The 12,619-nt window shown below is 66.2% G+C and carries 12 protein-coding genes; 5 read left to right on the top strand and 7 right to left on the bottom strand.

Features of this window, described 5'->3' with window-relative positions:
- Nucleotides 1–29 precede the first annotated feature (29 nt).
- The 5 genes from GD429_RS20740 to glnT form a co-directional block, all read right to left on the bottom strand.
- Nucleotides 30–1,430, bottom strand: a complete 1,401-nt coding sequence (locus GD429_RS20740; protein WP_152859423.1) for an ammonium transporter — start codon at nt 1,428–1,430, stop codon at nt 30–32.
- A gap of 225 nt (nt 1,431–1,655) precedes the next feature.
- The gene (locus GD429_RS20735; RefSeq protein ID WP_152859421.1) at nt 1,656–3,017 is read right to left on the bottom strand and encodes an FMN-binding glutamate synthase family protein; all 1,362 of its coding nucleotides are present in this window, start codon (nt 3,015–3,017) and stop codon (nt 1,656–1,658) included.
- A gap of 26 nt (nt 3,018–3,043) precedes the next feature.
- A complete protein-coding gene (locus GD429_RS20730; RefSeq protein WP_152859419.1) occupies nt 3,044–3,733 on the bottom strand; it encodes a protein glxC in 690 nt (229 codons plus the stop codon).
- Entirely contained in the window at nt 3,721–4,629 is a 909-nt protein-coding gene (locus GD429_RS20725; RefSeq protein WP_152859417.1) for a class II glutamine amidotransferase, read from the bottom strand. Before GD429_RS20725 ends, GD429_RS20730 begins: the two co-directional genes overlap by 13 nt.
- Nucleotides 4,630–4,641: 12 nt before the next feature.
- Entirely contained in the window at nt 4,642–6,030 is a 1,389-nt protein-coding gene (glnT, locus tag GD429_RS20720) for a type III glutamate--ammonia ligase (protein WP_193727151.1), read from the bottom strand.
- Nucleotides 6,031–6,271: 241 nt separating this feature from the next.
- Between glnT and GD429_RS20715 the strand changes: the two genes are divergently transcribed.
- On the top strand, nt 6,272–6,874 hold the full coding sequence (locus GD429_RS20715) for a helix-turn-helix domain-containing protein (protein WP_152859415.1): 603 nt from the start codon (nt 6,272–6,274) through the stop codon (nt 6,872–6,874).
- Nucleotides 6,875–7,078: 204 nt separating this feature from the next.
- Here the strand turns inward: GD429_RS20715 and hutG are convergent, their stop codons facing one another.
- Together hutG and GD429_RS20705 are read right to left on the bottom strand one after the other, a co-directional pair.
- A complete protein-coding gene (hutG, locus tag GD429_RS20710) occupies nt 7,079–7,888 on the bottom strand; it encodes an N-formylglutamate deformylase (protein WP_152859413.1) in 810 nt (269 codons plus the stop codon).
- A gap of 17 nt (nt 7,889–7,905) precedes the next feature.
- Entirely contained in the window at nt 7,906–8,871 is a 966-nt protein-coding gene (locus GD429_RS20705) for a LysR family transcriptional regulator (protein WP_152859411.1), read from the bottom strand.
- Between the two features lie 181 nt (nt 8,872–9,052).
- Between GD429_RS20705 and GD429_RS20700 the strand changes: the two genes are divergently transcribed.
- From GD429_RS20700 to GD429_RS20685, 4 genes are read left to right on the top strand one after another with little or no spacing between them, the layout of a single operon-like run.
- Nucleotides 9,053–10,237 (top strand): NAD(P)/FAD-dependent oxidoreductase, encoded by a 1,185-nt coding sequence (locus GD429_RS20700; RefSeq protein ID WP_152859409.1) that lies wholly within the window; start codon nt 9,053–9,055, stop codon nt 10,235–10,237.
- A 25-nt stretch (nt 10,238–10,262) separates the two neighbouring features.
- Nucleotides 10,263–11,042, top strand: coding sequence for an electron transfer flavoprotein subunit beta/FixA family protein (locus GD429_RS20695; RefSeq protein WP_152859407.1), 780 nt, complete (start codon nt 10,263–10,265; stop codon nt 11,040–11,042).
- Nucleotides 11,039–11,977, top strand: a complete 939-nt coding sequence (locus GD429_RS20690; protein WP_152859405.1) for an electron transfer flavoprotein subunit alpha/FixB family protein — start codon at nt 11,039–11,041, stop codon at nt 11,975–11,977. Before GD429_RS20695 ends, GD429_RS20690 begins: the two co-directional genes overlap by 4 nt.
- Nucleotides 11,974–12,612, top strand: coding sequence for a HutD family protein (locus GD429_RS20685; RefSeq protein WP_152859403.1), 639 nt, complete (start codon nt 11,974–11,976; stop codon nt 12,610–12,612). Before GD429_RS20690 ends, GD429_RS20685 begins: the two co-directional genes overlap by 4 nt.
- Nucleotides 12,613–12,619 lie beyond the last annotated feature (7 nt).

Genomic DNA, 12,619 nt, shown 5'->3' with positions numbered 1-12,619 from the left:
CAAGGCATGCGCTGTCGCGGCAGCGATTCTCAGGAATGGTAGGCTGTCTCGCCGTGCGAGCTGACGTCGAGCCCTTCCCGTTCGCGCTCGTGATCGACGCGCAGGCCGATCGTCATGTCGACGAGCTTGAACGCGACGATCGACACGACCGCCGACCAGACGAGCGACGTCCCGACGCCCCAGCACTGCGCGATCAACTGATCGACGATGCGATAGTCGGTCACCTTGTTCGCGACGTAGTCGTAGATGCCCGTGCCGCCAAGCGACGGCGACGCGAACACGCCGGTCAGCAACGCACCGACGATCCCGCCGATGCAATGCACGCCGAACACGTCGAGCGAATCGTCGACGCCGATCATGCGCTTCAGTCCGTTGACGCCCCAGTAGCACACGGCGCCCGCTATCAGGCCCATCGCGATCGCGCCCATCGGGCCTACAAAACCGCACGCGGGGGTGATGACAACGAGCCCGGCGATCGCGCCCGACACTGCACCGAGCATCGACGGCTTCTTCTTCGCCGACCACTCGACCATGGTCCAGGAAACCGTCGCTGCGCACGTCGCGAGCAGTGTCGTGACAAACGCCAGCGTCGCCGCGCCACTGGCCTCCAGCGCCGAGCCGACGTTAAAGCCGAACCAGCCGACCCACAGCAGCGACCCGCCGATCATCGTCATCGTCAGGCTGTGCGGTGCCATGGTTTCACGTCCGAACCCGACGCGCTTGCCGATCATGATCGCGCCGACCAGCGCCGCGATGCCCGCGTTGATATGCACGACCGTGCCACCCGCGAAGTCGATCGCCCCCTTCTGGAACAGGAAGCCCGCCGTCGCGTTGACCTTATCGGCTGCCGCCGCGCTCGTGTAGGCATCGGGACCGGGCCAGTACCAGACCATGTGCGCAATCGGCAGGTACGAGAAGGTGAACCACAGCACCATGAACATCAGAACTGCCGAGAATTTCGCGCGCTCGGCGATACCGCCGACGATCAGCGCAGGCGTGATCGCAGCGAACGTCAGCTGGAACGACACATAGATGAACTCGGGAATCACGACACCCTTGCTGAACGTCGCGGCAGTCGAATCCGGCGTAATGCCGAATAGAAACGCCTTGCTCAGCCCGCCGAAGAACGCATTGCCTTCGGTAAAGGCGATGCTGTAGCCGTAGACGGCCCACAGCACGCCGAGCAGGCAGAACACGACGAGCGTCTGCATCAGGATGGACAGCATGTTCTTCGCCCGCACCATGCCGCCGTAAAACAGCCCGAGCCCGGGCGCCGCCATCATCACGACGAGCAGCGTCGCGACGATCATCCAGGCAGTGTCACCCTTGTTGGGCACCGGCGCGGCGGCCGCCACCGCACCATCCGCCAATGCGGGCACGGCGAACGCCGCCATCCCGAGCAATGCAAGCAATCCGATTACTTTTTTCATTCGTCGATTCCTCGAAAATGGCAGCGCGGGCTATGTCGCGACGCCGATGCCGTCGCAAAAGCGGAGCAGGCGAACCGGCATGCCGTCGCACGGTCCGCCGCGCGACGGTGCGGCGGACCTCAGCCCAATGGAGTGATCAAGCGGCGCGCCTGCGAGCGGAATCGGCAGCAGTCACGCCGGCCGGGCCGACGTGCGCCGATTTCGTCGCGTGCGATGCGGCGGACGTCAATAACGCTGCCCCGGAATCCACGACGTGCCGGCGAGCGGCACGCGCGCCATCGCGGCCGCCTCGACCGTCAGCGCGACAAGATCCTCCGGCTCCAGGTGATGCACGTTCTGCTTGCCGCAGGCCCGCGCGATCGTCGTGAGTTCCATGTTCAGCGTCTTCAGGTAGTTGCGTACGCGGCGCGCGCCTTCGTCGGGCTGCACGCGTTGCTCGAGCACCGCATCCTGTGTCGTTACGCCGACCGGGCACTTGCCCGTATGACAGTGATGGCAGAACCCCGGCGACGTATTCAGCGCCGCGTAGTCCGCGACGGCCGAATGCAGTGCGCCGTTCTGGAAGTACGTATCGCCGTTGCAGCCGAGCGCCATCAGCACGCCCTGGCCGATCGCGACCGCGTCCGCGCCGAGCGCGAGCGCCTTTGCGACATCGGCGCCCGTGCGGATGCCGCCGGACACGATCAGTTGAACCTGCCCCTTCATGTTCAGATCTTCTAGCGCGGCGACAGCCTGGCGGACCGCCGCCAGCGTCGGGATGCCAACGTTCTCGATGAAACAGGTCTGCGTCGCCGCGGTGCCGCCCTGCATGCCGTCGACGACGACGACATCTGCGCCCGCATGAACCGCGAGCTTCACGTCGTTGAACGTGCGCGTCGCGCCGACCTTCACGTAGATCGGCTTCTCCCAGTCGGTGATCTCGCGCAGCTCCTGGATCTTGATCGCCAGATCGTCCGGCCCGGTCCAGTCCGGATGGCGGCTCGCCGAACGCTGATCGACGCCGGCCGGCAACGTGCGCATTGCAGCGACGCGCGGATTGACCTTCTGTCCGAGCAGCATGCCGCCACCGCCCGGTTTCGCACCCTGGCCGATCACAACCTCGATCGCGTCCGCACGGCGCACGTCGTCGGGATTGAAGCCATAGCGCGACGGCAGGCACTGATAGACGAGCGTCTTCGACGAGCGGCGCTCCTCCTCGGTCATGCCGCCGTCGCCCGTCGTCGTCGACGTGCCGGCCGCTGTCGCGGCACGGCCGAGCGCTTCCTTCACGTTCGCCGACAGCGCACCGAAGCTCATGCCGGCCACCGTGATCGGAATATCGAGCACGATCGGCTTCTTCGCGAAGCGCGTACCGAGCACGGTCTGAGTCGTGCATTTCTCACGATATCCTTCGAGCGGATAGCGCGACAGCGACGCGCCGAGAAACAGCAGATCGTCGAAATGCGGCACGGGCCGCTTCGCGCCGAGGCCGCGGATTTCGTATAGGCCGCGCTGAGCGGCCGTATGGATGTAGTCGATCGTCTTGCGGTCGTAGCCGTGCGACTCTTCCTGCTGCAAGCGCGCGAAATGAATGGGTTTGGTTTCCATGGCGTCTTCCCGGACAAGCTGTGGATTCAATATTCCTGGTTCGCGTCGGCGTTCCAGTGGTAAAGGGCGCGCGCCGATGCGATGCGCTTGAACGCACGCGGGTCGTGATCGAGTCCGGCGGCGTCGAGCAGCGCGGCAACGGCGCTGACGTCCGTGTCGGTCATCGGCTCGAACTGTGCGTCGGCGCCGAGCGATTTCACTTCGCCCTTCACGTACAGCACGGCCTCGTAGAGCGAATCGCCGAGCGCGTCGCCCGCGTCGCCGCAGATCACCATGCGCCCGGCCTGGGCCATGAACGCGGAAAAGCTGCCGACCGAGCCGCCGACGACGATGTCGCCGCCTTTCAGCGAAATCCCGCAGCGCAGCCCGGCGTCGCCGTCGATCACGAGCAGCCCGCCGTGCGCGGACGCGCCCGCGCCGTTCGACGCGAAACCCTTCACGTGCACCTTGCCGCTCATCATGTTTTCCGCGACGCCGGTGCCGGCGCTGCCCTCGATGACGATCGTCGCGCGCTTGTTCATGCCGCCGGCGTAATAGCCGGCATGCCCGTCGATCGTCACCGTGACGGCAGCGTCGACGCCCACCGCGATGTTGTGCGCGCCGTTCGGCGAAGCCACGACAACGGCCTGGCCGTCGAGCGTCTCGGCGCCGCCGTGCAGGTACTGGTTGACTTCCCTGACCGTCGCCTGCTCAAGGTCGAATGTCACGCGTTCCATACATACATCTCCTCGGGTGCGGGTTCGAATACTTTCGCGTTCTTGATGTCGGGCAGATGCGCAAGCGAGCGGAACTCGGACGCGATCGCCACGTAGTCGTCGTTCTCGGCGACGACCGCAGGCTTGCACGCGAACGGATCGCGGATCAGCGCCAGCTCGGTCGGGGTGCCCATCAGGAAGGTGAAGAAGCCGTCGAGCTCCTCGAAGCCTTTCTGCAGCGCGGCATGCAGCGTGTCGCCTTCACGCAGCCGCCATTCGAGGAAGCGGCACGCGGCCTCGGTGTCGTTGTCGGTGTCGAAGCGGATGCCTTCCGGCTCGAGCTTGCGCCGCACGCCGTACGGATTCGACAGCGAGCCGTTGTGCACGAGGCAGAAATCCTCGCCCGCGGTAAACGGATGCGCGCGGTCCGGCGTCACCGCCGACTCGGTCGCCATCCGCGTGTGGCCGACGAGGTGCGAGCCCTTGAGATCGCCGAACGCGTAACGCGCGGCGATGTCGGCGGGCAGGCCGATGTCCTTGTAAAGGTCGATCGAGCGGCCGGCCGACAGCACGTAGATGCGCGGGTAATGCTCGTTCAGCCAGTGCTTGATCGAATCGGCCCGCCCCTCGACAGTCAGCACCGCGTGATTGCGCTTTGCGTCGATGCGCGCAGTGGCGTCGACGGACGCTTTCAGGCGATCCAGCAGCACGTCCCACGGGAAGTGCTCGCCCTCGTCCGTAAAGCCCGAGTACAGGCTCAGCTTGCGCCGGCTCGCATCGAGCGCGTCGCCGAACACCGCGAGACCGGCCGAATCCGGGCCGCGCTCGGTCATGCCGATCAGCATCGGCACCATCAGCTCGCCGAGCCGGTCGCGCAGTTCCGGCGTCTTCACCAGCAATCCTACGATTCCGCACATGTTGCCGCCTCCTTAGAAAAACTCGATGTACTGCTTGATTTCCCAATCCGATACGTGGCGCATGTATTCCAGCCACTCCATTCGCTTAAGCTTGAGGAATTCGTCGACCACCGGCCCGAGCGCATCGCGAATCAGTTGATCGGCTTCGAGCGCGTCGAGCGCTTCGCCGAGGTTTTGCGGCAGCACGCCGATGCCGTGGTCGCGCAGCTTCTGCGCCGGCCACTCGTACAGATTCTCGTTCGCGGGGGCGCCCGGCGACAGGTCGCGATCGATGCCGTCGAGCCCGGCGGCGATCACGGCCGCCGTTGCGAGATACGGATTGCATGCGCCGTCGGGCAGACGCAGCTCGATCCGGCCGCCCGGCATGCGCACCATCGTCGAACGATTGTTGTCGCCATAGCTGATGTAGGCCGGCGCCCAGGTCGCGCCGGTCAGCGAGCGCCCGACCACGAGGCGCTTGTACGAGTTCACGGTCGGGTTGCAGAGCGCCGCCAGCGCGGGCGCGTGCGCGAGCAGGCCGGCCGTGAACCGGTAGCCGAGCGTCGACAGGCCCATGCCGAGCGGATCGGCGTCGTCGGCGAACAGGTTGCGCTTGCCGTCGCCGATCGACATGTGCATGTGCATGCCGTTGCCGGGACGGTTCGCGAACGGCTTCGGCATGAACGAGCAGATCATCCCCAGGTCGTTCGCGATCTCCGACGCGGCCATCTTGAAGAACACGTAGTGATCGCACGACGTCAGGCAATCGGTGTACGTGTAGTTGATCTCGAACTGGCCGTTCGCATCCTCGTGGTCGATCTGGTAGACGTCGATGCCGACCGCGCGCAACGATTCGGTGAGCTTTTCCAGGAACACGCGCGTGCGCGACAGGCCCTTGTAGTCGTAGCACGGCTTTGCGAGCGAGTCGCTTGGGTCGCACGGCTCGAGCGTGCCCGACGCGGAGCGCTTCAGCAGCGAAAACTCGGGCTCGAGGCCGGTAAACAGCGTCCAGCCCCGCTCGGCGACACGCGCGACCTGCTTCTTCAACGTCACACGCGAATCGAACACCCACGGCGCGCCGTCGACATGGCCGTCACACACGATGCGTGACAGCCCCGGCTGCCACGGCACCGGCGTGAGCGTCGCGAGGTCGCCGACCGCCATGTAATCCGGGCCGTTCGGCTCGATGCCGACACCCCAGATCGCGAAGCCGGCGAAGCCCGCCCCGGCGGTCAGCACGCTTTTCAGATGAGCGACCGGGACCGACTTGGCCTTGGCCACACCGTGAATATCGACAAATTGCGCAAGGACGTACTTCACGCCTTCCTGCGTCAGATACGCCTGCGCTTCCTCTACGGAGTCGAAACGGGGTACGCTGCCGAGCACATTGGCCGGCAAACTGCACGCATCATTCAGGTTCATCGCCACTCCTTCCCACTACGTCCTTCGATGATTTAAGGAAGCCGCCCGACACGCGAGCGACCCGACTACTCGACACGTTCAGACATCGCCGCAACGGCGGTGCAGGCATGTCCGCAGTACGTGGAGGAATTTATTGCCAATTAACAATAATTCCTACCATGAAACTTTTTACCCGAACTACTCCCTCCCGCGGCGGCGCCGCCACAATCTGCTACCCTGCCCTTTTTTACCGAGGCCGACGATGTCCACCGCAGACGACAGCAAACCACCGCTCGAACGGTATCTCGGCTCGACGATCCGCGAGCTTCGCCAGCATCACGGCCTGACCATCGCACAGGTCGCCGAGCAGGCCGGCATCAGCCGCGGGATGCTCTCGAAAATCGAGAACGCGCAGACCTCCACCGGCCTCGACGTACTCCACCGCATCGCGCAGGCGCTCGGCGTGTCGATGTCGACGCTGTTCCGCAACTTCGACGTTCCGCAGGGCGGCGCCCAACTCGTCAAGAAGGGCGCCGGCATGGAAGTCGTCCGCAAAGGCACCAAACGCGGCCACACCTACCATCTGCTTGCCTACGACCAAGGCCCGCGCAAGCTCTTCGAGCCGTTCCTGATCACGATGGAAGATCAGGCGGAACGCTTTCCCGTCTTCGAGCACCCCGGCACCGAGTTCATCCACATGCTCAAGGGCGTGATCGAATATCGCCACGGCCAGCAGACCTACATCCTCCATCCCGGCGACACGCTGACCTTCCGGGGTGACGTGCCGCATGGCCCGGAACGCCTGATCAAGACGCCGATCCAGTTCCTGTCCATCTTCGTCTACGGCCAGCAGACCGAAGCGTGACGCCGAATACGATGCAAGCTCCGTGCCAAGTTTCCCTATGTGAATCAAAGATTCCCACTGATAAACACTTTCGGCGTAATGCGTGCGGTGTGTCGTTTCATCTGTTCAATCGATCCTGCCTGCCCGCGGTGCGACGTCTTGTTGAATACGGTGCAACGGCGCACTGAAACGGAAACCGCGGTTACGAAGATGTATCAGGAGTGCTTATGCTGAGGCGGGCGGCAACGTCGCGAGCACAGCCAGCGCCGCATCGATCATCCGGCGCAGCGTCGGCTGCACGGCCGCCGCGCGAGCGGGGTCGTATGCGAACGGAAATGCCTCGCTCATGTATGTCGACTGGCACATCTCGAGCTGGATCGCGTGCACGCCACACGACGGCTCGCCGAACCGCCGCGTGATATAGCCGCCCTTGAAGCGGCCGTTGGCCACCCACGTGAACGGACTCGCCGCGGCTTCGCGCGCCACGGCGGCGAGCAGCGCCGGCGCGGCGGTGCGGCCGTCCTGCGTGCCGAGATTCAGGTCCGGCAGCTTGCCGTCGAACAGTCGCGGCAGCACACTCGCAATCGAATGCGCTTCCCACAGCAACACGTTTCCATGCAGCGCACGCAATCTGGCCAGTTCCGCTTCGAGCGCCGCGTGATACGGCTGCCAGTATTCGTGTACCCGGCGCGCTTTCTCCTGCGCGTCGGGCGCGCCACCCTCCCGGTAAACCGGTTCGCCGCAGAAAGTCTCCGTCGGGCACAGCCCGGTCGTCGTCTGCCCCGGATACAGGCTTTCGTCGTTCTGCGGCCGGTTGAGGTCGATCACATAGCGCGACACGGTCGCGCCAAGGACCGTGGCGCCGAATTCCGATGCGAACGCATACAGGCGGTCGAGATGCCAGTCCGTATCGGCGAGCGTCAGCGCGGCCTCCGAGTACGTGTCGCGCAGCGGCGCCGGAATCCCGGTGCCGAGATGGGGAATCGAAATCAGCAGCGGCGCGTCGCCCCGCTGCAACGCAAACAGTTCGGTCATATGGCACTCCGTGGAAATCAAAGCAGCGCGTCGTCGGGCAGATGCGGCAACGCGCGTTCGAGCGCGGGCCGAATCGAGCGGTCGATGACGGTCCGAGTCAACGCGACGATTTCCCTGACGAAATCTTCCCACTCGCCCTGACGGTGCAGCAGGAAGAAATCCCGCCGACCGAGCCGTCCGGACGGCAGCGGCAATACCTCGATTTCGGCGAGATAGTGCCGCGCCTGCCACAGACATAGCGGCGTCGAGATCGCAAAACCGAGCCGCGCGACCACGAGGCTCAGCAGCGGATCGGTCGCGTCGAATTCGAAGCGCTTCGGGCTGTCGATGCCGAGGTGCCGCGCGTAGCGTTCCACCTGCTGGCCGATCACCGAACGCGCGGTGTAGCGAATCAGCGGCAGTTCCGCCGCCAGCGTGCGCCAGTCGAGCTTCGGGCGGCCGGCCAGGTGGCTGCGCGCAACGACCGCGACGAACGCCTCCGAGAACAGCGGCATCTCGACGATGCGCGCATCGTTCAGCGTGGTCTGCGTACAGACCGCGACATCCAGCTCCCGATCGTGCAGCTGCTTGCTCAGCCCGGGTGTCAGCCCGGACCACATCGTGATCTGCCGGGAGGTGCCGGAAACCGCCCGGATCAACTCCGGGCCGACCGTCGCGGCGAATGAATCGACGCAGCCGAGCCGCACCGGCAGCCGGCCGGCGTCCGACGCGTCGCCGACGCGCGCGCTGACCATCTGCGCATGCTCCAGCAGCGGCCGAGCCAGTTCGAGCAACGCACGCCCGGCGACATTCGGGCGCGGGGGGCGGCTGTCCCGGTCGAACAGCACCGTGCCCTGCTCGCGCTCGAGCGCGGTGATCGCCTGGCTGATCGCGCTCTGGCTCACGCCGATCCGCTTGGCCGCGGCGGTCATCGAACCGGTCTCGCAGACGGTGACGAACGCCTCTAGCGCCCGCAGATCGATTGGCGGTGGGGTGCGTCTCATCGTTTCTCCCGGGTAGACGCCGGATTCGGCGGACCGGCGGCATGGAACGGATGGTGCGCCGGATCGGGCGGCCCTGGCGCGAGATGAGCACTTCCGGGGACGCAGCATAAGTTTGCCTAATACAAAATTCGGCCGCGCCCGTACTTTCTAGAATCGGCTCACTGCCTACCCAGAGGGAATCATGAGCCATTCCGACTTCATCGTGATCGGCGCCGGCGTGATCGGCGCATCCGTCGCACATCATCTGGCGTCGCTCGGCGCCGGCAACGTGCTTGTCGTCGAACGCGGGTCGATCGGCGCCGGAACGACGTCGCAATCGTCCGGCCTGCTGCGCACGCACTACTCGGTGCGTCAGAACGTCGAACTCGCGCGCGCATCCTGGTGGGCCTTCAACAACTTCGCCGAATACGTCGGCGACGACGAGGCGTCGTGCGGCCTCGTCAAGTGCGGATACATGATCTGCGCGCCGGACGGCGACAAGCTCGAGCCGCTGCGCGCGTCGCTCGACGCACAGCGTGCGATGGGTATCGAGGTCCAGTTGCTGGACCGGCAGGCCGCGCAAGCGCGGTTGCCGATCGCGCGCTTCGACGACGCGGCGCTGATCGGCTTCGAGCCCGAGGCCGGATTCGCCGACGCGTATCTCGTCGCCACCAGCTTCGCGAAATCCGCGCGCCGCCGCGGCGTGAAGATTCTCGAAGGCACGACCGTCACCGGCGTGTTGCGCGAGGGCCGCCGCGTCGTCGGCGTCGACACGACCGCCGGACGCTTCACCTGCGGCACGCTGATCAGTACGCAGAACATCTGGACGCCCGAACTGTCGGGCTGGATCGACGTGCCGCTGCCCGTCAAGCCCGAGCGCCACACCGTGCTGGCGCTCGAATGCGATGCGCACTACTCGTTCAAGATGCCGGCGTTCAAGGATCTCGGCTCGCCCGGCATGCTGTATTACCGCAGCTACGGCGGCAGCCAGATGCTGGTGTCCGAGGGCGTGGTCGGCGAGACGCTGAATGCGCCCGAGACGGAACAGGGCGACATCTCCCTCGATTACGTCGCCGAGGTCGGCGCGCAGGTCGCCGAGCGCTTCCCCGCGTACGAAACGGCCGGGCTCGCGTCGTCGTGGACCGGCGTCTACGACGTCACGCCGGACTGGAACCCCGTGCTCGGCAACGTCGGCGACATCGACGGGCTCGTCGTGGGCTTCGGCTTCTCCGGCCACGGCTTCAAGCTTTCGCCCGGGATCGGCAAGCTGCTCGCGCAGCATGCGCTCGGTCTCCCGACCGATGTCTCGCTCGCCCCTTACGCGCTCGAACGCTTTGCGACGGGCGCATTGCTGACCGGCAAGTACGGCCTCGGCGCCGTGTCCTGACCCGCCTTCTTTCGGAGCCGACATCATGTCTCTCAAGATCCTGGTCCCCATCAAGCGCGTGGTCGATCCGAACGTCCGCGTCCGTATCGGCACGGGCGGCACGATCGATACGGCCGGCCTCAAGATGTCCGTCAACCCGTTCGACGAATGCGCGATCGAAATGGCGCTGCGTCTGCGTGAAGCGGGTCACGCCGCGCATGTCACTGTCGTCACCTGCGGCCTGCCGGTATGCCAGGACGTGCTGCGCACCGGGCTCGCGATGGGCGCGGACGACGCGGTCCTGATCGACACCGGCGACGCGGGCGCGTCGCTCGATTCGTCGGGTGTCGCGCACCTGCTGCGCACGTTCATCGTCAGGTCGCCGTACGACCTCGTGCTGTGCGGCAAGCAGGCGATCGACGACGACACCGGCGGCGTCGCGCCGATGCTCGCCGGCCTGCTCGGCTGGCCGCAGGCGCTCGACGCGACCGGCCTCGCGCCGGACGGCGCCGGCTGGCGCGTCACCTGCGGCGACGATGCGGGAACGGCCACATGGCAGCTCGCCGGCCCCGCCGTGATCAGCGCCGACCTGCGGCTCGCGGAACCGCGCCGCGTGACGCTGCCGAGCATCGTCAAGGCGAAGCAGAAGCCGCTCGCGATCATCGATGCCGCTCCCTTCGGCGTCGATCTGGCGCCCGCCACGCACACCGTCCGCCTCGACGAACCCGCGATCCGCCGAGCGGGCACCCGCGCGGCCGATATTGCAGAATTCGTCGCCGCGCTCGCCGCACAAAACGTATTCGTTCATTCGGGAGCCACCGCATGAGAACGCTCGTCATCGCAGAAACATCCGCCGGCACACTGGCCGAATCGACGGCGCGCATCGTGACCGCCGCCGTTCAGCGGCGCCAGCCGGTCGACGTGCTGGCCCTCGACCCGGCCGCTGCAGCGGCGGCGGCCATGATCGAAGGTGTCGAGCAGGTGCTCCATCTCGTTGCGGCAGACGCCGCTGCCATCCCGCCTGAAGCGTTGGCGGCGGTGCTGTGCGAATTGGCGCCGCGCTATTCGCTGTTCGTCGCCGCGCATCGCACGCTGGGCCGCAACGCGCTGCCGCGTGCGGCCGCCGTCGCCGGCGGCGCGTTCGTCGCGGACGTCGTGGCAATAACGGACGACGATCGCTTCGTTCGCGGCCTCTATGCGGGCAGTATCGTCGCCACGGTGACGAGCGCGCGTGCGAAAACCTTTGCGACGGTTCGCGCATCGTCGTTTCCGCCCGCCGGCGTGCGCGCCCAGCCGGCCCCCGTCGCGGCGCTTGACGATCCGCCGGCCTTCCCGGTGACGACGCTGCTCGAGCGGCACAGCACGCAAGCGGCCGGCCTCGATCTGAACAACGCGCCGATCGTCGTATCGGGCGGGCGCGGGCTAGCGTCCGGCGACAACATGGCAAGGCTCGGCGCACTGGCGGCGCGGCTCGGCGCGGCACTCGGCGCGTCGCGCGCCGCGGTCGACGCGGGCTATGCGCCGAACGCGATCCAGGTGGGCCAGACAGGCAAGACCGTCGCGCCCGATGTCTACCTCGCATTCGGCATTTCCGGTGCCGTGCAGCATCTCGCCGGCATGAAGGACTCGAAGCTCGTCGTCGCGGTCAACAAGGATCCGGACGCCCCTATTTTCTCATTCGCCGATATCGGTTTCGTTGGCGACCTGTTCGACGTGATAGCCGCGCTCGAGCGTCACGTTGGCGCGGGAGACGGCGCATGACACCGGCGTCGTCCGTTGGCGATAGCGCCGTGCATCCCGCACCTTCCTCCCATCGCTATCCGAGCGTGCAATTCGTCGATTGCGCGCAGATTGCGCCCGAAGCGTGGGCAAACGGGGCCGGCGTGACGAGGACCGTCGCCCGGCACATCGGCGTCGGCGGCGTCGCCGATTGGCGAGTCAGCCTCGCAACGCTCGACGGATCGGCGCGCTTCTCGCAGTTTCCGGGGATGGATCGCACGCTCGTCCCGATCGACGATACGCAGGTCGAGTTGAACGTGCAGGATGGGCAGCTGATCGCGCGCTCCACGCAGCCGGCGTGCTTTCCCGGCGATCTCCTCGTGTGGACGAGCGGCATGACGCGCTCGACGACAGTCCTTAACGTAATGACGCGGCGCGACGCATGTCGCGCAGCAGTCACCGTGACGACCCATTCGCGTCGGATCACGCCCGCGCCTGCGCAACTGTTGATCAGCGCGTCCGGGCAATGGCGCGTCGAAAGCAGCTTGCTGAGCGCGGTCTCGCTGGGTTCGATGCAAGGCCTGTGGGTCGAGGGACGCGTCGAGGAGCTCGATCTGTGCCCCGTCGCTCCCGGGTCCAGGCTGATCTCGATCGCAATCCATTCGATCCCGCACTGAACGACAC

The organism is Burkholderia sp. BE17 (genome assembly GCF_009362305.1).
Lineage (GTDB): Bacteria > Pseudomonadota > Gammaproteobacteria > Burkholderiales > Burkholderiaceae > Burkholderia > Burkholderia pyrrocinia_C.
Note: the sequence above shows the minus strand (reverse complement) of the source record. Positions and strands in the feature narration are given on the sequence as shown.